Origin of the sequence: Clostridium sp. 001 (assembly GCF_019056555.1) — a bacterium.
Taxonomy (GTDB): domain Bacteria; phylum Bacillota; class Clostridia; order Clostridiales; family Clostridiaceae; genus Clostridium_B; species Clostridium_B ragsdalei.
On the sequence record NZ_CP020473.1, the window covers coordinates 3464390 to 3489456 of the forward strand.

Here is a 25067-nt window from a genome sequence, read left to right on the forward strand (position 1 = left end):
AGAGATTATATATGAAAACTGCGAGACATACAAAAATACTTGAAATTATTAATTCAAAGGATATAGAAACACAGGAGGAGCTAGTAGAAGAGCTTAAGAGTGCGGGAATAGAAGTAACTCAAGCCACTGTGTCAAGAGATATAAAGAAATTAAAAATTACAAAAGTAGTGGGCCAAAATGGAAAATCAAAATATTCTGTTGTAAGGCATACAGGAAAACTATTTCCTGATAAAATAGTAGCTATATTTTCACAAACAGTTATTGATGTACAAACTATGAAAAATTTTGTTGTAATAAAAACTTTATCTGGTTCAGCCAAGGCAGCAGCAGAAGCTGCAGACTCTTTGGCTTTCGATGGGGTTATTGGCACTGTAGCTGGAAATAATACATTATTTGTAATAACAACAGATGAAAAAACAGCCCTGAATTTGACTGAAAAAATTAGAAAGATGATTTCTAATCAATGAAAAGTACATATTCTTCTGTATAAGTGAATTCGTAAAATAGGTCTTTTCTTTTTTTAGATTCCGTATAATGTAAAATCCTAAGTCATAAATATGTATGTTGCTTCTATTGTTGTACAAAGTATAAATAATTACTATAATAAATTTAAGAGTTGGAAAAATTGTACGAGGAGGAAATAGAATTTGAAAAAAATAATACTTACAGGTGGAGGCTCTGCTGGACATGTTACACCTAATCTGGCCTTAGTTCCAAGACTAAAAGAACTAGGATATAACATACAGTATATAGGAACCGAAAATGGAATTGAAAGAAAAATAATAGAAGATCAAAAAATAGAGTATCATATAATATCCAGTGGTAAACTCCGAAGGTATTTTGATATAAAGAATTTTACTGATCCATTTAAAGTTTTAAAGGGAATACTTCAAGCTATACTTATAATAAGAAAGGAAAAACCCAATATAGTATTTTCAAAAGGAGGATTTGTTTCAGTTCCTGTAGTAATTGCTGCACATATAAATAAAGTACCTGTCATTGCCCATGAATCAGATATAACGCCCGGACTTGCAAATAGATTGTCTGCACCTTATTGCACTAAGATTTGTGCTACATTTCCAGAGTCTTTAAAAAACATAAAGGGCAATAACTCAGTTTTAACAGGAACTCCTATAAGGAAAGAACTTCTAGATGGAAGTAGAATAATAGGCAGGAGAATGTGCGGATTTGATAATGAGAAACCAGTACTTCTCATAATAGGTGGAAGTCTAGGTTCTACGTTTATAAATAATACAGTTAGAAATTCACTAAATGAGCTTTTGAAAAATTATAATATAGTTCACATATGTGGAAAGGGAAATTTAGATAGGTCCCTTAAGGAGAGAAAGGGATATGTACAGTTTGATTACATAAATGAAGAGCTGCCACATATAATGAATGCAGCAGATATAGTTATATCTAGGGCTGGTGCAAATGTAATATTTGAATTACTTGCTTTGAAAAAGCCAAACTTGCTAATTCCACTGTCTAAAAAATCTAGTAGAGGAGATCAGATTTTAAATGCAGCTTCTTTTGAAAAAAGTGGGTATAGTATGGTCCTCCAGGAAGATGAACTTACTTCTCAGGTACTTTTAGATAGGATTTTTAAACTCTATAGTTCTAGAAATGAATATATAAATAATATGGAGGCAAGCCCTGTACAGGATGCAGTAGGTAAAATCATAAATTTAATAGAAAAATACAGTATTTAAGTTTAATACTAAAAATTTATCCGATGACTACCTGCTCTAATACTCCCCTTCTTCAAATGGGAGTAAAGAACAGCTACGTACCTGGATAACGATTTCTAAGCGTCAGATGGAGTCAAAACTCCATCTGACGCCAAGAACTCTGTTTATAGAATAACTTAAAAAAACTGTCTTAAAAAGCTGTTATATAAAAAAATGTTAACAATTAAACAGCTATTTAGTGCAAAACAACCATAAAAATTTAAAAAATACCATAAATTACTTGAAAAATAGTAGAGAATAATGTAGAGTTATAAACGAAGGTGAAAAGCATTACTTGTATTCCTTTTTACAGACTATTATAAATTAAGATAAAGCTGTATTAGGAAAAATGCACACCTGTAATATAAGGTTTTAAATTAATTTTTAATTTTCCCAAAATGTATTTTACATGTTTAGAATTTTGATGTATATTAAAATAGTAGAATACATAAGATACTTAATTTAATAAAGATAGTTAAGTACTTTTCAATGTACTTTTTTAGATATTTAATACAAGTTTTTAATTGTAAAAAAATGCTGTGCTATTTACTGTACTAATGGTAGTACTATATCTGTATTAATTGTATGTAAAAAGTAAGTATAGTTATTTAAGATTATGTTTTGTATTAAATCTAAATAGTACAATGTAGGTTATGTTATACTATTGCTAGTTTAATAAAAAGATTTAATTATATACTTGAAAAGGAGAGGAATTTTTATGCGTAAAATGAAAACTATGGATGGAAATACTGCTGCTGCTTATATTTCCTATGCATTTACTGATGTAGCAGCTATTTATCCAATAACTCCATCATCACCAATGGCAGAACATGTAGATGAATGGGTAGCTAAAGGAAAGAAAAATATTTTTGGACAAAAAGTAAAAGTTATGGAGATGCAATCAGAGGCTGGAGCATCAGGAGCCGTACATGGTTCACTACAAGCAGGAGCATTGACTAGTACATATACTGCATCTCAAGGTTTATTACTTATGATACCTAACATGTATAAGATTGCTGGTGAATTATTACCAGGAGTATTCCATGTATCAGCTAGAGCAGTAGCTGCAAATTCACTTAACATATTTGGTGACCATCAAGATGTTATGGCAACAAGACAAACTGGATTTGCTCTATTTGCAGAAAGTTCAGTACAACAGGTTATGGATCTTTCAGCAGTAGCGCATTTAGCTGCAATAAAAGGAAGAGTTCCATTTGTAAACTTCTTTGATGGATTCAGAACTTCTCATGAAATTCAAAAAATCGAATTATTAGAGTATGAAGAATTAGCAAAATTAGTTGATCAGAAAGCTTTGAATGATTTTAGAAGAAGAGCTTTAAATCCAGATCATCCTGTAACTCGTGGTACAGCTCAAAATCCTGATATATATTTCCAGGAAAGAGAAGTTTCAAACAAGTACTATGAAGCACTTCCAGAAATAGTTGAAGATTATATGCAAGAAATGACTAAACTTACAGGAAGAGAATATCACCTATTTAATTACTATGGAGCAAAAGATGCAGAGAGAATTATAATAGCTATGGGTTCTGTCTGTGAAACTGTAGAAGAAGTAATTGATTACTTAACTGCAAAAGGTGAAAAAGTTGGATTACTTACAGTTCATTTATATAGACCATTCTCAATAAAACACTTTATGAAATACATACCAAAGACTGTTAAGAAAATTGCAGTTCTTGATAGAACAAAAGAACCAGGATCAATTGGAGAACCTCTTTACTTAGATGTTAAGAATGCTTTCTATGGACAAGAAGTACAACCAGTTATAGTTGGTGGAAGATATGGACTTGGTTCAAAAGATGTATTACCATCACATATTCTACCAGTATTTGAAAACTTAAAATCAGATAAACCTAAGGATAGATTTACATTAAGCATAGTTGATGATGTTACAAATAGTTCATTACCTATAGGAGAAGATATAAATACAACACCACAAGGAACTACAGCTTGTAAGTTCTGGGGACTTGGATCAGATGGTACTGTTGGAGCAAACAAGAGTGCTATAAAGATCATTGGAGACCATACAGATATGTATGCTCAAGGATACTTTGCATATGATTCAAAGAAATCTGGTGGAATAACAGTTTCTCACTTAAGATTTGGTAAATCACCAATAAAATCACCATATCTTATAGATAAGGCTGATTTCATTGCAGTTCACAATAAATCTTATGTTCACAAGTATAATGTACTTGAAGGACTTAAAAAAGGTGGTAACTTCTTATTAAATACAATCTGGACCCCAGAAGAATTGGAAAAAGAATTACCAGCTTCAATGAAGAGATATATAGCAAATAATAACATAAATTTCTATACACTAAATGCTGTTAAAATAGCACAGGAAATTGGACTTGGCGGAAGAGTAAACATGATATGTCAGTCTGCATTCTTCAAGATTGCAAATATCATACCAATAGATGATGCTGTTAAGTACTTAAAAGAAGCAGTTGTAACTTCTTATGGTAAGAAGGGACAAAAAGTTGTAGATATGAACAATGCTGCTATAGACAAGGGCGTAAATGCAGTAGTTAAAATAGATGTTCCAGCTTCATGGAAAGATGCTAAAGATGAAGCAGTAGAAGCTAAGAAAGATCCAGCATTCATAGAAAAGATAGTTAACCCTATGAATAGACAAGATGGAGATAAGCTTCCAGTAAGTGCATTTTTAGGAATGGAAGATGGTACATTCCCAGCAGGAACTGCAGCTTATGAAAAGAGAGGAATAGCTATAAATGTTCCAGAATGGCAAGTAGACAAATGTATACAATGTAACCAGTGTTCATTTGTATGTCCACACGCAGCTATAAGACCAGTTCTTACAACTGAAGAAGAATTAGCTAAAGCACCTCAAGGATTTGAAGCTAAAGATGCAAATGGAGCAAAGGGACTTAAATTTACAATGGCTATTTCACCACTTGATTGTTCAGGATGTGGAAACTGTGAAGATGTATGTCCAGCAAAAGAAAAAGCTCTTGTTATGAAGCCAGTAGATACTCAGCTGTCAAAGACAGAAGCTTGGGATTATGCTGTTAATACTGTATCTCATAAGGATAATCCAATGAAGGACAAATATAGTGTAAAAGCAAGTCAGTTTGAGCAGCCATTACTTGAGTTCTCAGGAGCTTGTGCAGGATGCGGAGAGACTCCTTATGTTAAACTTGTAACTCAATTATTTGGTGACAGAATGATGATAGCAAATGCTACAGGATGTTCATCAATTTGGGGAGCATCAGCACCAGCAACTCCATATACAACTAACTATAGAGGACATGGTCCATCTTGGGCTAACTCATTATTTGAGGATAATGCTGAATATGGATTAGGTATGTTCCTTGGAGTTAAACAGACAAGAGAAAGACTTCAAGATAAAATTGAAGAAGCTTTAAAGGGTAGTTTAAGTGCAGAACTTAAAGCTGCTTTTGAAGACTGGATTAAAAACTTTGCTGAAGGTGAAGGAACAAGAGAAAGAGCTGATAAAATAACAGCTTTACTTGAAAAAGAAAAGGGAAATAATGCTTTATTAAATGATATTTATGAAAATAGAGACTTTTTAGTAAAGAGATCTCACTGGATAATCGGTGGAGACGGCTGGGGCTATGATATAGGATACGGCGGAGTAGATCATGTTTTAGCTTCAAATGAAGATGTAAATATTCTTGTACTTGATACAGAAGTATATTCAAATACAGGTGGACAATCTTCAAAATCAACTCCAACAGCTGCTGTAGCTAAATTTGCTGCAAGTGGTAAAAAGACTAAGAAGAAAGATCTTGGAATGATGGCTATGAGTTATGGATATGTTTATGTAGCTCAGATTTCAATGGGTGCTGATAAGAATCAGGCATTAAAGGCAATTCATGAAGCAGAAGCTTATCATGGTCCATCACTTATAATAGCTTATGCTCCATGTATCAATCATGGTTTAAGAGTTGGAATGGGAAAGAGCCAGAGAGAAGCTAAGAGAGCTGTTGATTGTGGATATTGGGCACTTTACAGATACAATCCAGAATTAAAAGAAGAAGGAAAGAAATCATTTAGTTTGGATTCAAAAGAACCAACTACAGATTTCAAGGAATTCCTAATGGGAGAAGTAAGATACTCTTCACTTGCTAAACAATTCCCAGATCAGGCAGATGCATTATTTGAAAAGACTAAGAAAGATGCTCTTCAAAGAATTGCAGGATATAAAAAGCTTGACAGCGAACAGTAATCAAGCAATTTAATAAAAGGTATCAGATGGCGTAAGCTGTCTGGTACTTTTTTAATTAATAGTTAAGAATGAAGAATTAATAGTTAATGTGGATTTTTTTCGTTACACTACAAAAAATCTTTGATTAAGATTTTCACCACTCGTTTCGCTAAAGCGCAACATTGTTGATTTATATAAATTTAAAGATTTTTTGCGATAGCTAAAAATCATCCTTCACTATTAATTTTTCATTATTAATTCTTAACTTGCGAAGCTTTTGAACTTTGTTATTTAAAAAATTAGTTTGTCCATTTAAAAATATTAAAAAAATACTTTTATTATAGAGCAATTAAGGTTAAAATTAGAACATAACAGTTAAAAGGAGGTGAAGATTCCTGGCAAATATATTTGTAACATACTGTTAAAATAATAAATGCCAGGTTTACTTTATGGATAAAGAAAATTTAAATGAATGCAACTGTGGTTGTACTAGCAAAGAAGAAAATTGTGGCTGCACAGAAACACATGAACATGAACATGACTGCGGCTGTGGATGCGGCTGTGAAGATTCCGATCCTTTAATAGTAGATTTAGAGGATGAAAATGGAGAGATAGTTTCCTGCGAAATAGTTGATGGTTTTGAATATAAAGAAGGAAAATATGCCGTAGTTGAGAATCCTGAGAATGGTTCCACTTATTTATTTAAAGTAGAAAATGAAGGAGAACTTGTTATTCCAGAAGATAACGAATTTGATGAAGTTTCAAAGTACTATGAAAAATTAATGGAAGAAGAATAATTAATTGGCAACATATAGTTTTTTTAACTATATGTTGCCAATTAAAAAGTTTAAAGTTCAAATAATGATGATTTTAATATTTTCTGACGTTAGGAGGAAAATTATCATTATATGTTATTTGTTCTTTGATATTTATTATTTAGTCGATTTTCAATTGACTTCACTTCCATCTTAAAACTTCAATTCCCTGGTTATCTTTTCTTGTGTAATTTATAAGATAAGGATTGCCTACCAATTTGAAGAGGGGCAAATCAGATAGTGAATCTGAGAACATATAAGAATTTTTAAAGTCAACTTCTATATTGTCTTTTTTTAAAGATTCCATAAGTCTTGCTACTTTTTCTTCTCCTTTGCAGTTTTGTCCTAGGATTTTTCTAGTGTGCTTTCCATTTACAATTTCAAATCGTGTACCTATTATTTTATCAACTTCCTCTATTTTATAGAGTTCTTTTAAATAAAATTCTGCAGAAGCAGATATTAGATATATTTTGCAGCCACTATTTTTTAATTTTTTCAAGGTATACAATGCATCTTTATAAAATATTTTACTCAATCTTTTTTCGTAAAATTCTTTTGTCAAAAGTTCCATATCCTTTTCACTTATTCCGTTTATAAATGAAATAAAGTTTTCTTTGGCTTTTTTAGCACTAAAAACCTTCAGTACAAATAAAAGGGCAGACATAATGCTAAAAGGTGCATATACTATGAGTCTAGGACGTCTTTTTACCATAAATATGTAAAATTCCATTAAGGTTTCACTATTTGTTAGAGTAAAGTCTACGTCGAATATTGCGAGTCTTTCCAAATAAATCACTTCCTTATTTAATTATAATATCATACTTTACCGCTATTAAAAACCTTATCTAGTGCAGGGAACTTTGTTTAGAATTATAATATAAAAAAAGTTGCGAAACAATATTTTAAATTAATAGTTAAGAATGAAGAATTAATAGTTAATGTGGATTTTTCTTCGTTACACTACAAAAAATCTTTAATTTAATTTTTGAGGACTCGTTTTGCTAAAGCAAAACATTACTAAGCGTTGATTTATATAAATTTAAAGATTTTTTGCGACAGCTAAAAATCATCCTTCACTATTAATTATTCATTATTAATTCTTAACTTGCGAAACTTTGCTTCGCAAAGTTTTTAAGTTTAATCATTGTAATGTAGAAAATAACTTGTAGATAATGATAGAATATAATAAGGATTAAATGGCAACATTTACTTAAATTCTGTTATAAATAATAATAAAATATAGGAAAAGGGGATTTACATGAGTGAATGTATTGAAAAATTTTTTTTATATAATAATGAATTAAAAGATAAAAAGGAATTCAGTGAAAGTGAATTTAAGCAAGGAAAGTCCATATATGAGGTAATACGTATTATAGATGGAAAACCACTTTTTTTAAAGTTACATTTGAAACGCATGGAAAACTCAGCAAGAATAACTAATTTAAGATTATGGCTTAATGAAAAAGATATTAAAAATAAGATATTAGAACTTATAAAGGCAAATCAAATTTCCATAGGTAATATAAAGATTATTTTTAATTTCTATGAAAAGAATACATTTTTGGCTTATTTCTTGCCTTATAATTATCCATCTCTAGAAGAGTATGAAGTAGGAGTAGACACAATCTTTTATCATGGAGAAAGAGAAAATCCAAATGCAAAAGTGATAAATAATAAGTTTAGAACTAAGGTAGACAGTACGATAAAAGAAAAGAAGGTGTTTGAAGCTATACTTGTGGATAATAGGGGGAATATTACAGAAGGGAGTAAGTCCAATATATTTATGATAAAGGGTAATACCATTGTAACTGCACCATTAAAAAATGTGCTTCCTGGAACTACGAGAAAGGTTGTAATGGATATATGCAGCAAAATAGGTCTTGAGGTGTCAGAGAAAGATGTAAGTTATAAAGATGTAGAAAAATTTGATGCGTTGTTTATATCCGGTACGTCACCAAAAGTACTGCCTATAAAGAAAGTGGAAAACGTTAAATTTGATTCTTCAAATAATAAAGTACTGCTTAAAATTATAAAAGCATACGATAAAGAAGTAAGAGATGATATAGAAAGTTTTGATAGAGATTAGAAATAGAGGGTTTAAGATATATTATATATGGTGTTGAAGTTTTTTATTAGGGGGAGATAATTATGAAAGAATTGTTTCATGGTACTTCACTAGAGGAATGCTTAGAATCTGCCAGCTGTAAGCTAAATCTGCCAAAAGATAAATTACAATATAAGGTTGTTAAGAAAAGCAAATTGCTTTTTAGAAAAAAAGTAATAATAGAAGTATCTTTTGGCGAAGAAGACCAGAGTAATGTAAATTCTGGGATTGAGAAGGAAATTGTAAAAACAAATGAAAAGGATGGAACCATAAAATTAGAAAATGGTAAGATAATTGTAAAGGATCCTATTGAAGATGGGGAACCTGCAGTATTGCATAGGGGACATAATATATCTATTTTTGTAGATGGAGCTGAAGTTAAGGATAAATGTGAAATATTTAGCAAAAATAAAATAGAAATAGTTTTTGAGGAAGATGAACCAAAAAGACAAATGAATATATATCTATCTGATGACAGGATGAAAGCATATGCTGAAGTTAAATATATAACTAAAAACGTTTACAAACTAAAAGACAAAGATGAAAGTCATAAAGTGAATTTTGAAGGAGAAATAATTCAATCAATAAAGCCTCCCATGTATACAGTAAATGAAATTAAGAACGAATTATCTAATAATAAAGTGGTTTATGGTATAATGGAAGAAAATTTGAAAGAAGCTGTAAACGGTGATAAAAAACTTGTAGTAGCTTGTGGAAAAGAAGCTATAAATGGTGAAGATGATTTTCTAGAGAATAAGTTTCAAACCTCGGTAGTTTTAAAAGAAGATACAGTGGGAAATATAGACTTTAAAAGTATAGGTACTATAAATGTTGTAAAAAAAGGAGATATAATTGCAGTAAAACATAATGGAACTTTAGGTAAAGATGGATTTGATGTTACTGGAAAGGTTTTAAAATGCAAACCAATAAAACAAATTAAAGTAAAGGTTGGAAATGGATGTATACTTAAAGATGAAAACACTGTTGAAGCATCAATAGATGGTAAACCCTCCATAAAAAGTAACACTTATTATGTCCATCAGGTACATGAGATTAATGGAGATGTGGATATAAGTACTGGAAATATAAATTTTATTGGTGATGTAATTATACATGGAAATGTAAAAGAAGGCATGAAAGTAGAATGTGGCAATGACCTTATTGTGGACAAAGAAGTAGAAAGGGCTACTTTAAATGTAAAAGGAGATATAAGTATAGGACAAACTGTTGTTAGTTCTCAAATATGTGGTGGTGGTGACAGCGTAAAGAAAATTAAGGCTGTGGAACACCTGAGCAAATTTAATAAGAATATGGAACAGTTAGTGGGGGCTGTAAAAGAGATAAAAGACTATAACCTGCTTGGTAAAAGTAAAAAGGATGGAGAAATAATAAAAATATTATTAGAAAGTAAATTCAAGGGACTTATTAAGATGGGCATAAATGTAATTGCAGACTTGAATGTTGAAAATGATGATTATCGAGAGGATAAAATTGTAAAGTATATCAAAACCAAACTTATAGGAATGGGACCCATAAGCATTAAAAGTTGTTCCGAGTTAAATGAGTTAATGAAAATTATTGAGGATAAAATAGAGGAACTAAAAGACACAAGGGCACTTCCTGTGAAAGTGGTTTTATCTTACTGTCAGGACTCCAATATACAGAGTTCTGGTGATATAATAATAAAAGGAAAAGGAGAATATGTGTCACAAATTGCTGCCAATGGTTCCATTGAATTTTTGCAAGAAAAGAGTGTGGCAAGAGGGGGAACACTAAAAGCTGAAAATGAAATAAAGTGTAAGATTGTAGGAAGTGTAGCAGGGGTTTCTACAAAACTTCAAGTAGGAAGTAAAGATGGCCATATATGGGCAGATGTGGCTTATCACAATACAGTATTTAAAATTGAAAACAAAGAAATTGTTCTAGATTCTCCAAGTAAAGATGTACATGTATATTTGAAGGAAGGGGATATGGTAGTCGATAAATTTGTTCTATAAAAATCCTGTTGCAAAATGCATGATATATGCTATTTTAAGTAGATATATGCTATAATTATGTAATAATTGATTTAAATAAGGATTTACAAGGATGGCTAACAATATTATTTAAGGAGGATTTCAAATGGATGGCAAAGAAATAAAAGTATTGATATTTAGTATAAATGGTGAGTACTATGCTACAGATATTATGGAAGTAGAGAGAATTTTGGGTTATGAAGAGACTACGAAGTTGCCGGATTCTCCTAACTTTGTAGAGGGAGTCATAAATTATGAAGGAAATATACTTCCTATAATATCCTTAAGTAAGAAATTTGGTTTTGCTTCAGCTGAGGAAAGTAATGAGGCCAAGATAATAGTTACAAAACAGGATGGAAATAAAATAGGAATAATAGTTGATGTTGTATCTGAAGTAACGGATGTAAATACTGCAGATATAGAAGAGGCACCTGATATAGCATCCCAAATATCAAAAAGATATATAAAAGGACTTATTAAAATAAAGGACAAGATAATAATATTCTTAAATCTTGATAAAATACTTACGGAGGAAGAAAAGGAACTCATATAATTAAAAATTGAAAGGTGTATATTTATGGATATAAAAGAGATAAGAGTGGGAATAGCAGACATGAATACTGCAAGTTCTCCTGATAGAATTATAACCATTGGTTTGGGTTCCTGTGTAGGTATAGCTCTATATGATAAAGAAAAATGTATAGGTGGGTTGGCACATATAATGCTGCCGGACAGCACCCAATTTACAAATACAAAAAATCCAATGAAATTTGCAGATTTAGCTATTCCTATTTTAATAAAAAAATTAGAAGCCTTAGGTGTAAATAAAAGAAATTTGAAGGCTAAAATAGCAGGTGGGGCTTCTATGTTTAATTTCTCAGATAAAAGTGTAGTTATGAATATAGGAAGTAGGAATGGAGAAGCTGTAAAAAGTATATTAAGAGAATATTCTATTTCAATATTAGCAGAAGATCTAGGAGGAAACAAAGGCAGAACTATGATATTTGATACTCATGATGGGGGTGTCAAGATAAAGACAGTAGGAATTGGGGTAAAGGAAATTTAAAAATTTAATGGAGTGATAATGCTTTGGAAAAAATTAAGGTTTTAGTAGTAGATGATTCTGCATTAATGAGAAAAATTATTTCGGATATGATAGGTGAAGATGAATCTATAAAAGTTGTAGGAACTGCTAGAAATGGGAAGGATCTTTTAGAGAAACTGTCGTTAAACTTTACTAAAAATAATATGCCTGATGTAATAACTTTAGATGTAGAAATGCCAAAAATGGATGGAATAACAGCACTAGGAGAATTGAAAAAAAGTAATATTAATATACCTGTAATAGTTTTAAGCAGTGTCTCCAAAGAAGGGAAAAAGCGTACTATGGAATGTCTTGATATGGGTGCTTTTGATTTTTTACCTAAGCCTTCAGGTACAATATCTTTGGATATAAATAAAGTTAAAACTGAGCTTGTAGAGAAGATAAAGGGAGCATACCTGGCAAATACAGTTAAAACAAATAAAGCACAAGAAAATATACAACTATCTATACAAAAAAATGAAAAAGCTTCCACATTAAAAGCTGCAAGTTCAAATGTAGATAGAAAAATTAAAAAAGATATAAATGCAGTGGTGATAGGAGCATCTACGGGAGGACCTAAAGCACTTTATTCAGTTATAACACAATTTCCTCAAAACATGGGAGTACCAGTATTTGTAGTACAGCATATGCCTGCAGGATTTACTAAGGCCTTTGCAGACAGATTGGATTCTAATTCAAAAATAAAAGTATTAGAAGCAGAGGATGGTATGAATGTTGAAAAGGATACTGTTTATGTAGCACCTGGTGGATTTCATATGGAAGTATGGAGAGATAAGAGAATACATTTGAACAAAGAACCTGCCATTTGGGGAGTAAGGCCTGCAGTGGATAAGCTATTTATATCTGCATCAAAAGTATATGGAGAAAATATTATAAGTGTAGTTTTGACAGGTATGGGAAGAGATGGAGCACAGGGAACTGTAGAGATAAAGGAAAATGGAGGAATTACACTTTCTGAAGATGAATCAACCTGTACTATTTATGGTATGCCTAAAGCAGCTTATGCCACGGGGAAAGTGGACTTAGTTTTACCAATAAACAAAATAGCAAATGAAATAGTAAAAATAATAAAGTTTGGTGGGAGGTAGACTTATGGATATGGCTTATTTTAAGCAGTGGGTTTTGAGAGAATTCAATATAAACTTAGCTGCATATAAACCAAACCAGTTACATAGGAGAATAAATAGCTTGATGTCCAGAGTAGGAGCGAAAAGTATAGATGAATATATAGAACTCTTAAAAAGGGATGAAGAGCAAAGACAGAAGTTTTTAGACTTTATAACTATAAATGTATCTGAATTTTTTAGAAATCCGGATATATTTGAGGAGTTAAAAGTTAGATTAAAGGAAGAACTACTTCCTAGAAATAGTACTTTGAAAATATGGAGTGCAGCTTGTTCAATTGGGGCCGAACCTTATTCAGTGGCTATGTATTTAGATGAATTGTCTCATGGAGTTAGACACACCATAATTGCAACAGATATAGATAATACTATAATTGAAAAAGCTAAAAAAGGAGAATATGTTTTATCAGAAGTAAAAAATGTAAAAAAAGAATATTTAGATAAGTATTTTACGATAAAGGACGATAAATATATTATAAGTCCTATAATAAAAAATTTAATCACATTTAAAAAGCATGATTTAATATTGCAAAATTATGAAAGTAACTTTGATTTAATAATATGCAGAAATGTGGTAATATATTTTAATCAAGATGTAAAAGATAAAATATATGAAAAGTTTAGCAAGTCACTAAAAAAAGGAGGACTACTATTTGTCGGGGCCACTGAAAGCATATACAATTATAGAGATTATGGCTTTGAGAAGGCTTCTACCTTTATATATAGAAAGCTATAAGGAGGGAATAAAATGGATACGTCGCAGTATATGTCTATGTTTCTAGAGGAATCAATGGACAACTTGCAAACACTTAATGAATCATTACTTCAGCTTGAGCAAGAACCAGATAACATAGATAAGGTAAATGAAATTTTTAGAGTAGCACATACAATAAAAGGAATGGCAGCTACTATGGGATTTAATGAAGTGGCTGAACTCACTCACAAAATGGAGGATGTATTATCTGAATTTAGGGATGGACAGCTAAAAGTAAATCAAGATGTAGTTACAGTCTTATTTAAGTGCCTGGATACTCTTGAGCAGATGATAAAAAATATAGAAGATGGGGTAGATGAAGAAACCCCTATTCAAGGTATCATTGAAGAATTGGAAAGTATATCTGGTCAAAAAGATGACAGTGAAGCTAAGAAGCCTAAAAAAGAAGATAATGTCCAGGAACAAAATGCTGCAGTAGAATCTAAAGGTAAAGATTCTATGGTAGAATTGAATGAATATGATATAAATGTAGTTAAACAAGCTGAGGACAAGGAATTTAACGCTTATGAAATAAAAATTAAACTTAGTGAAAGTACTCTTTTGAAATCTGCAAGGGCATTTTTAATATTTAAGGATTTGGAAGCAGTAGGAGAAATAATAAAGTCTATTCCTAGTACAGAGGATATAGAAAATGAAAATTTTGAATTTGAAATATACCTTGTTTTATTAACTAAAAGTACTGGTGAAGATATCCATAAAATTTTGATGAACATATCTGAGGTGGAAGAAGTTACTGTGGAAGATGTTGACATCCAGACAGAAAAAGCAAAGATAATGGGATCAGATTCAGCTAAAAAAGAAGAAGAGATAAAAGCTAAAGCTGAAAAGAAAGCTACTCAGGAAGTAGTAAAGCCAAAACCAGCAGCAATAGCTCAAAATAAAAGTAAAAATCCTCCTAAAAAGGAACCTCATAAAAAAATGCATCAGTCTGTAAGAGTTGATCTGGAAAGATTAGATAAATTTATGAATATGGTATCTGAATTGGTTATAAATAGGACAAGGATGGAGCAAATTAGCAGTAGCTATAAGTTAAACGAATTAAATGAAGTTTTAGAGCAGGTGGCAAGGACAACTTCAGATTTACAGGATTTAGTAATGAAGATAAGAATGCTGCCTCTTGATACTGTATTTAACAGATTTCCTAGGATGATAAGGGATTTATCCGTAGAACTTGATAAAGAGATGGAACTTATAATTGAAGGAGCAGATACAGAACTTGACAGAACAGTAATAGATGAAATTGGAGAGCCTCTAATTCATTTGCTTAGAAATGCAGCAGATCATGGTGTAGAATCTAAAGAAGAAAGAATTGCAAAGGGAAAAGATCCTGTAGGTAAAATAAAACTTATTGCTTATCAGGAAGGAACTAAAGCCGTAATAAAAGTTGAAGATGATGGAAGTGGAATACCTGTAGAGAAGATAAGGGAAAAAGCAGAAAATGCAGGTATAAATACTGAAGGAATGACAGAAGCTGACATAAAGAATCTAATATTTATGCAGGGAATAAGTAGCAATACTGAGGTAACAGATATATCAGGAAGAGGAGTTGGAATGGATGTAGTAAAGACAAAAATATCTTCTCTTGGTGGAACAGTAGAGCTTGTAAGTGAAAAAGACAAGGGATCATCTTTTATAATAAGACTGCCACTTACGCTTCAGATAATTCAAGTACTTCTTGTAGGCGTAGGGGATGAAACCATGGCCATATCTTTAAGCTATGTAGACAGAGTTATAGATTATAAAGATGATTTAGTGAAGATGACTAATAATAAAGAAGTTATAATATATAATGGGAATGTAATACCTCTTATAAGACTTTATGAAAAACTTGGTGTTGAAAAATCAGACAGCAACAAAAATTATATAGTAATAGTTAGAGTAGGAGAAAAAACTGTAGGACTTATGGTAGATTCCTTACTTGGACAGAGGGAAATTGTTATAAAACCTCTTGGAAAAACGCTGAAAAATTTGAAAGAATATATGGGAGCAACCATATTAGGAAATGGACTTGTAACTTTGATATTGGATGTTGCTGCCCTGGTATAAGGAGGAAAATAATGGACTATAAAAACCTTACTCCTATTCAACTTGATGCATTAAGAGAAGTTGGGAATATAGGTACAGGGAATGCAGCTACAGCATTATCTCAACTCATAAATAGAAAAGTTGATATGACAGTACCTGCTATAAATATAGTGCCTTTTGACGACATCTTTACAAATATTGGTGAAGGTGAGGTAGTTATAGGCGTAATAGTTAGAATCTTAGGCGATATACCTGGAAATATACTGTTTATATTTGAAAAGGATACTGCTATGGATCTGATTTCTATGTTAACTGGTCAGAAGGAAGAGGAATTAAGTGATATGGGTAACTCTGTTATATGCGAAATAGGCAATATAATATCTAGTTCCTATATGAACTCTATAGCAAAATTTACTGGACTGCATGTAATACCATCTGTCCCAGCAGCTACTTGCGATATGCTTGGGGCAATACTTTCAACTACATTTATAGAATCAGGACAGTATGATGAGTATGTTCTTGACATAGAAACACTTTTTATGCAAAATAATTCAGAGTTAAGTGGGCATTTTTACTATATTCCGGTGCCCGGTTCAATGGAAAAAATTTTAAGTGCTTTAGGAATAGGATAAATATTTAGTAGTAAATAATTTGGAGGGAAGAAAATGGCTAAAATATTAATTGTAGATGACGCTGCTTTTATGAGAATGATGATAAAGGATATATTAGAAAAGAACGGATTTGAGGTAGTGGGGGAAGCAAACAATGGATTAAAAGCTGTGGAGTTATATAAAAAGGAAAAACCAGATGTAGTTACAATGGATATAACGATGCCGGATATGGATGGTATTGAAGCTGTTAAGGCAATAAAAGGATTTGATGCAGGTGCAAAAATTATAATGTGCTCTGCAATGGGTCAGCAAACTATGGTTATGGATGCTATAAAAGCTGGAGCTAGAGATTTTATAGTAAAGCCTTTTCAACCAGATAGAGTTTTAGAGGCAATAAATAAAGTAGTAGCTTCTTAGTAATAAGAATATAATTATTTGTAAATTATGTAAACAGATAATCAGAAATTAAAATTTTATGGCTAGTATAAAGGTAATATGGTTTATTACGAAAACTATCAAGTAGAGTTAAATTTATTTCAAACCTTAAATAGCTAGATAGTATACTCCATATATTTAATTTCTGATTTCATCTGGTAAGCAGAAAATTAAGATCTGAAATTTTATGCAAAGATACTTGTTACATAGTTTGTGTACCTATGCATATGGAGGTGTAAATATGCAAGTTGTTATATTTAGATTAAATAACGAACAATTTGCTGTAGAAACAGCTAAAGTTCAAAGTATAAATAATTCTATGGAAATAACAAAAGTCCCACAGGCGCCAGCTTACATAAAGGGACTTATAAATTTAAGGGGAAATGTAATATCTCTCCTGGATATAAATCTCTTGATGGATATTCCCAAAGCTGAGATAAGCGAAAACAGTATACTTATACTGGAAATGGAAGATGAATTAGTGGGAATAACAGTAGATCAGGTAGATGAAGTTTTAGATGTAGAAGAAAATGCTATTGAAAAGATAAATGATGAAGGAAAAAAAGTCTATATAGAGGGAATAATAAATTTTAAAGATAGTATAGTTACTTTAATTGATATAGACAAACTTCTTTCAAATTAGAATTTTCTTAAGAAATGAGGGAAGAGAATGGCAGATGTATTATCACAGAATGAAATAGATGACCTTTTAGCTGCCTTATCTGCTGGAGAACTTACTCCAGATGAAGTACCCAAAGAAGAGGAAAAGCAGAAAGTAAAACCTTATGATTTTAGAAGTCCTCAGAAGTTTTCTAAAGATCACATAAGGACTCTTGAACTTATTCATGACAATTATGCCAGAATAATTTCAAATTATTTAACTGCGCAGGTTAGAGCTAATGTAAAAGTAAAAGTGGAATCTGTTCAGCAAATAACTTATGAGGAGTTTATTCATTCTGTACCTAATCCTACTGTTTTAACTATATTTAAAATGCCGCCTTTAAGCGGATCTGTTTTGTTTGAAGTGAATCCTCAATTTGTATTTCAAATTATAGACTTGCTCTTGGGAGGAAGTGGTAATAGAAAATACAAAGTTAAGGAATTTACTGATATAGATAAAAATATTATAAAAGTTGTAAATGCAGGGCTTATATCAAATTTGAAATTGGCCTGGGAAGATGTAATGCCTATAGAAACAGAAGTGGAAGGACTTGAGACAAATCCTGCACTAAATCAGACGCTTGCACCTAATGACCCTGTTGCACTTATAACTTTTTCAGTGGAGATGGGAAACAGTAGTACTTTTATAAACATATGCATTCCTTATCTGAGTATAGAAAAGGTACTTGATAAATTAGTAGTTCAATACTGGTTTCAGGACAGTGATGAAGATATATTGAATGAGTCCAGAGAAAAGCTTAGAAATAGGTTAGATATAGTTGATGTAGAACTCACTGCCATACTTGGAACTGTAGATGTTACGGTACAAGAATTTTTGAACCTTAATGTGGGAGACGTATTGACCCTAAAGGAAAAAACTACAAGCCCTGTGAAACTAATGGTGGAAGATAAGGTGTATTATTATGGAAAGCCTGGTGTAATAGACAAGAACATGGGCGTTGAGATATTAGATATTTTAGATAAGGATGTGGAAAATTATGAGTAATGGATTTCTTTCACAGGAAGAGATAGATGCACTTTTAAATGGAGGAGAAAGTACGCCGGATCCACCATCAGAAACAAATTCTCAAGATGACCCACAGTTGCCAGATATAGAGAAAGATTTACTTGGAGAAATAGGAAATATATCTATGGGATCTGCCTCTACAGCACTTTCTACAATAATAAACCAGCAGGTAAATATAACTACTCCGGTGGTAATTGTAACTACTCTTAAAGAATTGAAAAATGAATTTGAAGTTCCAAATGTTGCTTTGGAAGTTAAATATACAGAAGGTATAATAGGAGAAAACTTACTGGTAATGAAGATTACAGATGCAGCTGTAATTGCAAGTCTTATGATGGGCGGAGACGGTAAAATAGATCCAGATATTAAAGAATTAGGCGAGATAGAAATAAGTGCAGTATCTGAGGCTATGAACCAGATGATAGGGTCTGCCGCTACATCTATGGCTACTATGCTAATGAGGGAGGTAAATATATCCCCTCCTGTGTCTAAAGTATGGAATGATATTACAAAACCTCTTACTGAAGGAATATCTGAAGATGAGACGGTTGTAAAAGTATCATTTTCCCTTAAAATAGGAGAACTAGTAGATAGCAGTATAATGCAGGTATTACCTATAGCTACAGCTAAAAAAGTAGTTTCTATAATGATGGGTCAGGAAGAAACTGCACCAGAGGAGTCAGCTCCTAGTGTACCTGAAAATGATGGTACTAGTACTGAACCTCAACCTGAACCTGAACTTCAACCTGAAGTACCTATACAGCAGCCTCAGCCAGCACCAGCTCAGCCTCAAATGGAGCAAAGGACGCCGGTGTACGAGAAACCTATAGAAACAAATGTAAATAGGCAGCCTGTAGAAGTCAGTAAGGCATCTTTTCAGCCTCTTGGTGGATCTCAAGATACAGAAGTTGTTCCTAAAAATATAGATCTTATACTGGATGTACCTCTTGAAATATCAGTAGTACTTGGAAGAACAAAAAAGAATATTAAAGATATATTGAATTTGGGAACGGGTTCTCTTATAGAATTGGATAAATTGGCAGAGGAACCTGTGGAGATACTGGTAAATGGTAAGAAAGTAGCTTATGGAGAAGTAGTAGTAATAGATGAAAACTTTGGAGTTAGAATAACGGGAATTGTGAGCAATGAGGAAAAAATTAGATCTTTAGGAAAATAATATTATTATGGGTATGGATAAATTTAGAAATAAGATGTGTATCGTGAAAGCTATACACATCTTATTTTAATTTATAATATAATAAAATTTATTTGTGTATTAAAGTGGAAACATATAGGGACTTTTTATTTAAAATAAGCAATTTATCTTCAATTCAAAGTATAAATATTAAATATATGTACCCGATAATGTTACTAGTAAAGAAAAACGATATTTGAAGTAGTTATGGTTAGGGGTGTATTTTTATGAAAATAAATGGGATCAATTCCAGTAAGCTGGTGAACTTTTACAATAGGAATAATGTAGAGAAAAGTTTAAAGAGTGAATCAAACAGCAAGGATTCCATTCACATATCATCTATAGGAAAGAGTCTCAGCCCTTATTCCCTAGATGATAAATTTGTAAATTCTAAAGAGAGAGTAGAAAGCATAAAAAAGTCCGTAGCAAATGGAACTTATAAAGTAGATTCTAAGCTTGTGGCACAAAAAATTATAGATAATATAAAGGGTAAAGTATAATTTTCATATACCTGGGAGGTGATGTAGTTGGAACTGCAGCTGTCTGAGATTATGTTAGAAGAATATGAGATGCTTAAATCACTTTATGAAGCTTTAATTGAACAAAATAAATATCTTGTGGAAAGACAGGTGTTTTTATTAGATAAAATAGTTAAAGTCATAGAAGAAAGAAGTAGAAATGTAGCAAGGCTCGAAGTTCAAAGAAGGAAGATAACTGGGGACAGGCCTATGAGGGAGATTATAAGAGAATCAGGAGATAAAAAATTAGGAAAAGTATATTTAGATATAGTGGACTTGCTTGAAAAGATGAAATTTCAAAAAGATACAAATGAAGCACTTGTAAAACAGTGGCTTGGTTTTGCAAATCAAATGCTTAGGGCATTGAACCCAAACAAACAAGCCAAAACCTATAATGCTTTTGGAAGAAGCAGGTAAATAAAAAGTAAGGAGTTGAATTAAATGCCTGGGTTATTTTCAATATTTAATACGGCAAAAAGTGGACTTTTTGCACAGCAAACTGCCATAAACGTAACATCCCACAATATAGCAAATGCTAACACAGATGGATATTCAAGGCAGAGGGCAGATATGGTAACCACAACGCCCTATACTCTGCCAAGTATGGATAGTGCAGCTGGTGCAGGACAGCTCGGTACAGGAGTAACTATAGACTCCATTGAGAGAATAAGGGATAGTTTTTTGGATTATCAAATAAGGGTAGAAAATGGGGCTAGTGGACAGTATAAAGCACGTGATAAATACTTGAGTCAGGTAGAAAACGTACTGGGAACAGATACTGGGTCAACAGGCAGTGGAATATCCTCACTTATACAGAAGTTTTTTAGTTCCTGGCAGTCACTGTCTACATCATCTCAGAACGTAAGTACAGTGAAAGAGCAGGCCTATCAACTTACTAATGAATTAAACCACACTTATTCACAAATTTCAAATATTAAAACCAATACTAATACAGAAATAAAAAATGTGGTGGTAAATGTAAATACTATATTGGGAAAGATATCTAATTTAAATCAGCAGATAAAAGATACAAAGATGTCAGGACAAAATCCAAATGATCTTTTAGACAGTAGAGATGTACTTTTAGACCAACTCAGCAGTGAATTTGGAATAAGCATTACGGATAAAGACTTTGATGGAATTGATGTGACTACTTCAAATAGTGCTTCCGTCGAAAAGGATAATGGATCTGCACCTTTGTTAAATGGCAAACCACTTAATATAGTTCAAACAGATAATCCGGATGATACAAACGTAGCGACATTTTCCTATATAACTAGTATAACAAATGTAACGGATTCTAGTGATAGTGTTACAAAAGACAGTAGTGGAAATACCATATATAAATATAAAGTAGATTATTATAAAAAAGGAGATACCCTCACAGATGCTAACAAAGTAAGCATATATGTGAATATGACATCTGATCAAGAAAAAGAAATGGATGAAAATAGGGTGCTCTGGGCTGATCAAAATGGTGTTGCTTATAAAGTTACAGGAGGGCAGGATCCTTCAGGCAAAGCAGCAGTTGCTGATGGAGGAAAATTAGATGGTACTTCTACAGATCCCATAAGTTTTAGTGAGCTTGCTCTTTTTAAACCTCCAACAGGTGAACTCAAAGGTTATACATCAGTACAAAAGGATATAGATGATTATCAAGATGAACTCAATAAATTTGCAAAGGGACTGGCACTTTCTGTAAATGCAATAATAAGTCAAAGCAGCACCTGGGTAAAAGACAATCCTACAGATGGTTCTGCAGAGGGCGGAATAAATAATTTCTTTGTAAATGCGGATCAAAAAGATTCATCTAAATATTCAGCAGCAGATGAAAACAATATAACAGCAGCCAATATAACAGTGAATGTGGCAATAATGAATGATCCATCTAAAATAAAAGTAGATAGTAAATATGATTCAAAGGGAAATTCATTAAGCACTAATACTGATGGAAATAGAGCTGTAGCTGTAGCACAGCTTGCCAATAGTATTATGAATATTGGAAGCATAAATACTGATAAGGATACTTCAACTGGAACATCAGATCCTAGAAGTGATAGAAGTGATTTATTAAAGGATATATTTACGTCAAATAATACAATAAACAATGTATATTCTATAGGAAAAGTAAATGGAGGATCTACTTTAGATAACTATTTTAATGATCTTGTAAATAAGGTCGGTAGCCATGAACAGGAAGCTAAACAAACAGTAGATACGCAATCTGTTAAGCGTCAAAGCTATATTCAATCTAGAGAGGCGAACTCTGGAGTTTCAATTGATGAAGAAATGACAAATCTCATTCAATTTCAGCACTGTTATCAGGCAAATGCAAAGATGATATCCACAGTGGATGAACTTTTGGATGTAGTTATAAACCAACTTAAACGATAGGTAACAAAGTTCAAATATCAAATATCAATTATATTTTTTATATTTTTTCTTTGATATTTGAACTTTGAACTTTGAAATAAAGGATGTGATTTAGTTTTGAGAATAACGAATAAAACACTATCGAACAATTTTTTAGCAGATATGCAGAGAAATCTTCAAAATTTAAGTAAAATACAGCAGCAGGTATCTTCTACAAAGAATTTTTCAAAGCCTTCTGATGATCCAATAAATGTTGAAAGAGCTATGCAGCTTCAAAGTTCTGTGAATTATACCACTCAGTATGGTTCTAATATAAAAACTGCAAATACGTGGATGGAAACGACAGACACCACTTTAGGACAAATAGGAACTGTACTTAGTAATATAAGAAACAATTTGGAGCAAGCAGGTGGAGTTTATACACAAAATGAAAAAGATAAAATTAATGATGCAGTGAGCCAGGAAGTGCAGCAGCTTGCTACATTACTTAATACGAACTTTCAGGGTGAATATATATTTGGAGGAACTGCAGGACTTTCAAAACCAATAACTACAACTACTGATGCTAATGGAATTGTTACGTTACAGTATGCTGATAAAAATGGAAATGCTGTAACTAATCTTCCTGATGTGGTGTCTAATGGATTTAACGTAAATAATTGGACAGGTAAAAGTATAACTTTTAATGTTGGTGGAACTGATTACCAGGTGGATTTAAAGTCTTCATACTCAGGAATAGATGATGTTGTCAAGGATTTAAATAGCCAGATACAAGGAAAAACTGGACTTACAGATAAAATCAGTGTAGTAAAAACGAATGACGGAAATGTGAAATTTATAGCTGTGAACAATTCGGACAATATAAAACTGTCTACAGATATAAGTGATATGTCCAGAACTTTTTCTGGAACTTCTTCAGCACAATCGAATGGATTTATATTAAGCAACTGGACAGGAAAAAATATAGCTTTTAATGTAAATGGAACGTCGGCTACATTAACAGTAGGTTCCTCAGATACAGATATAGACAGTGTAATTAGTGATTTAAGCAGTCAGTTAAAAAGTAATTCTACAATTAATGGAAAAATAAGTATATCAAAAGCTGAAGATGGCAGTATAAAATTTACTGCTGCGAATAGCAGCGATAGTATAAATATAGATTCGACTAATACTACTGTAGGTGATATGACAAATACTTTATTTGGAACAGCAGAAGTAGTTTCTAGCGGATTTACATCGAGTAACTGGCAAGGAACAGATAAAAATATAACTTTTACTGACGGAACAAATACACCAGTAAAATTAACTCCCTCAGGTTCAACTGCAAGTGATATAGTTAGTAATTTAAATAACCAAATACAATCATCTAGTTTAAAGGGAAAAGTTAATTTTCAAACTGACGGCACTAATATAAAAGTGATGGTAAATGGTAGTGACATAAAGATGACTACTAATATATCTGATATATCACCCCAGCTTTCAAACATGACTATGGAAAACATAGGTGCAGATAAAAACATAGAAATTTCTCAGGGAGTAGTGCTCACTTATAATGCAACAGCATCAGATATAATGCAGTATGGAAATGACTATAATACAACTTCAGGAGATAGTATAAATGCACTTATGGATAGAGTTCAGCACCATTTAGCAGGACAAGTGATGCGTTATACGGATAGTAATAATAATCCCATAACTAGTACTACACCAGGTGCTGTATTAGTTACAGTAAAGAATGATGATGGAACTGCGATAAGTAAATATGGTGTATGGACAAAAGATGCAAATAGTGAAAATGATGCAAAGAAAGAATTAATAGGGCAGGATCTTGTAGATATAGATGCAGCCTCGAAAAAGGTCCTTCAAGTTCGCTCAAAGATAGGTGCAAAAGAAAAGAGAATGAGTGATTTGAGTACTCAGAATGCAGCTTCAATAACTGACTTAAAAGAAGTACTTTCAAAAACAGAAGATATAGATATTACCGAGAAAACTATAGAATATTATACGTCTATTACGGTTTATCAGGCATGTCTCCAAACTGGTGGAAAAGTAATACAGCCTACGCTTTTAGATTATATTAGATAGAGGTAATTATTAACTCAACTTTTGCACATATAAAATTTTGACTTAATATAAAATGATGCGAAGCAAAGCCTTGCAAGTTAAGAATTAATAATGAAAAATTAATAGTGAAGGATGATTTTTAGCTGTCGCAAAAAATCTTTAAATTTGTATAAGTCAGCGCTTAGTAATGTTTTGCTTTAGCAAAACGAGTCTTCAAAAATTTAATTAAAGATTTTTTATAGTGTAACGGAAAAAAATCCACATTAACTATTAATTCTTTA

The 25067-nt window shown here is 32.0% G+C and carries 21 protein-coding genes; 20 read left to right on the forward strand and 1 reads right to left on the reverse strand.

Going from position 1 to position 25067, the window contains the following annotated elements; all coding sequences use genetic code 11:
* Positions 1-11: 11 nt before the first annotated feature.
* The 4 genes from B5S50_RS16115 (at position 12) to B5S50_RS16130 (ending at position 6737) form a co-directional block, all read left to right on the forward strand.
* Positions 12-467 carry an arginine repressor gene (locus B5S50_RS16115; RefSeq protein WP_065077690.1) on the forward strand — a complete coding sequence of 152 codons (456 nt, stop codon included), beginning with the start codon at positions 12-14 and terminating at the stop codon, positions 465-467.
* Between the two features lie 180 nt (positions 468-647).
* Positions 648-1712 (forward strand): undecaprenyldiphospho-muramoylpentapeptide beta-N-acetylglucosaminyltransferase, encoded by a 1065-nt coding sequence (locus B5S50_RS16120; protein WP_065077689.1) that lies wholly within the window; start codon positions 648-650, stop codon positions 1710-1712.
* Between the two features lie 736 nt (positions 1713-2448).
* Positions 2449-5961: a pyruvate:ferredoxin (flavodoxin) oxidoreductase gene (nifJ, locus tag B5S50_RS16125; RefSeq protein WP_065077688.1), complete on the forward strand. Its 3513-nt coding sequence runs from the start codon at positions 2449-2451 to the stop codon at positions 5959-5961.
* Positions 5962-6389: 428 nt separating this feature from the next.
* On the forward strand, positions 6390-6737 hold the full coding sequence (locus B5S50_RS16130) for a DUF1292 domain-containing protein (RefSeq protein ID WP_065077687.1): 348 nt from the start codon (positions 6390-6392) through the stop codon (positions 6735-6737).
* Between the two features lie 160 nt (positions 6738-6897).
* Here B5S50_RS16130 and B5S50_RS16135 read toward each other — a convergent pair whose 3' ends face one another.
* A complete protein-coding gene (locus B5S50_RS16135; protein WP_065077686.1) occupies positions 6898-7542 on the reverse strand; it encodes an HAD-IB family hydrolase in 645 nt (214 codons plus the stop codon).
* A 471-nt stretch (positions 7543-8013) separates the two neighbouring features.
* Here B5S50_RS16135 and B5S50_RS16140 point away from each other — a divergent pair, with 471 nt between their 5' ends.
* The 16 genes from B5S50_RS16140 to B5S50_RS21675 all read left to right on the forward strand — a co-directional run bounded on the left by B5S50_RS16140 (position 8014) and on the right by B5S50_RS21675 (position 24807).
* Positions 8014-8841, forward strand: coding sequence for an aminotransferase class IV (locus B5S50_RS16140; protein WP_065077685.1), 828 nt, complete (start codon positions 8014-8016; stop codon positions 8839-8841).
* Positions 8842-8903: 62 nt separating this feature from the next.
* Positions 8904-10856 carry a DUF342 domain-containing protein gene (locus tag B5S50_RS16145; RefSeq protein WP_065077684.1) on the forward strand — a complete coding sequence of 651 codons (1953 nt, stop codon included), beginning with the start codon at positions 8904-8906 and terminating at the stop codon, positions 10854-10856.
* A 124-nt stretch (positions 10857-10980) separates the two neighbouring features.
* The gene (locus tag B5S50_RS16150; RefSeq protein ID WP_065077683.1) at positions 10981-11427 is read left to right on the forward strand and encodes a chemotaxis protein CheW; all 447 of its coding nucleotides are present in this window, start codon (positions 10981-10983) and stop codon (positions 11425-11427) included.
* Between the two features lie 24 nt (positions 11428-11451).
* Positions 11452-11940, forward strand: a complete 489-nt coding sequence (locus B5S50_RS16155) for a chemotaxis protein CheD (RefSeq protein WP_065077682.1) — start codon at positions 11452-11454, stop codon at positions 11938-11940.
* Positions 11941-11963: 23 nt separating this feature from the next.
* Entirely contained in the window at positions 11964-13067 is a 1104-nt protein-coding gene (locus B5S50_RS16160) for a chemotaxis response regulator protein-glutamate methylesterase (RefSeq protein WP_217302328.1), read from the forward strand.
* Between the two features lie 4 nt (positions 13068-13071).
* Positions 13072-13839 (forward strand): protein-glutamate O-methyltransferase CheR, encoded by a 768-nt coding sequence (locus B5S50_RS16165; RefSeq protein WP_065077680.1) that lies wholly within the window; start codon positions 13072-13074, stop codon positions 13837-13839.
* 12 nt (positions 13840-13851) lie between these two features.
* Complete coding sequence (locus B5S50_RS16170; RefSeq protein WP_065077679.1) at positions 13852-15924, forward strand: chemotaxis protein CheA; 2073 nt, start codon at positions 13852-13854, stop codon at positions 15922-15924.
* 11 nt (positions 15925-15935) lie between these two features.
* The gene (locus B5S50_RS16175) at positions 15936-16535 is read left to right on the forward strand and encodes a chemotaxis protein CheC (RefSeq protein WP_063556772.1); all 600 of its coding nucleotides are present in this window, start codon (positions 15936-15938) and stop codon (positions 16533-16535) included.
* Positions 16536-16568: 33 nt separating this feature from the next.
* Positions 16569-16931, forward strand: a complete 363-nt coding sequence (locus tag B5S50_RS16180; protein WP_013237610.1) for a response regulator — start codon at positions 16569-16571, stop codon at positions 16929-16931.
* A 259-nt stretch (positions 16932-17190) separates the two neighbouring features.
* Positions 17191-17592, forward strand: a complete 402-nt coding sequence (locus tag B5S50_RS16185; protein WP_013237611.1) for a chemotaxis protein CheW — start codon at positions 17191-17193, stop codon at positions 17590-17592.
* Positions 17593-17619: 27 nt separating this feature from the next.
* A complete protein-coding gene (gene fliM, locus B5S50_RS16190) occupies positions 17620-18615 on the forward strand; it encodes a flagellar motor switch protein FliM (RefSeq protein ID WP_065077677.1) in 996 nt (331 codons plus the stop codon).
* A complete protein-coding gene (fliY, locus tag B5S50_RS16195) occupies positions 18608-19813 on the forward strand; it encodes a flagellar motor switch phosphatase FliY (protein ID WP_065077676.1) in 1206 nt (401 codons plus the stop codon). The genes fliM and fliY overlap by 8 nt, the downstream gene beginning before the upstream one ends.
* 245 nt (positions 19814-20058) lie before the next feature.
* Positions 20059-20331, forward strand: coding sequence for a flagellar biosynthesis anti-sigma factor FlgM (gene flgM / locus B5S50_RS16200; RefSeq protein ID WP_065077675.1), 273 nt, complete (start codon positions 20059-20061; stop codon positions 20329-20331).
* A gap of 27 nt (positions 20332-20358) precedes the next feature.
* Positions 20359-20766 carry a flagellar export chaperone FlgN gene (flgN, locus tag B5S50_RS16205; protein WP_065077674.1) on the forward strand — a complete coding sequence of 136 codons (408 nt, stop codon included), beginning with the start codon at positions 20359-20361 and terminating at the stop codon, positions 20764-20766.
* Between the two features lie 24 nt (positions 20767-20790).
* A complete protein-coding gene (flgK, locus tag B5S50_RS16210; protein WP_065077673.1) occupies positions 20791-22743 on the forward strand; it encodes a flagellar hook-associated protein FlgK in 1953 nt (650 codons plus the stop codon).
* 96 nt (positions 22744-22839) lie between these two features.
* Complete coding sequence (locus B5S50_RS21675) at positions 22840-24807, forward strand: hypothetical protein (protein ID WP_242872098.1); 1968 nt, start codon at positions 22840-22842, stop codon at positions 24805-24807.
* Positions 24808-25067 lie beyond the last annotated feature (260 nt).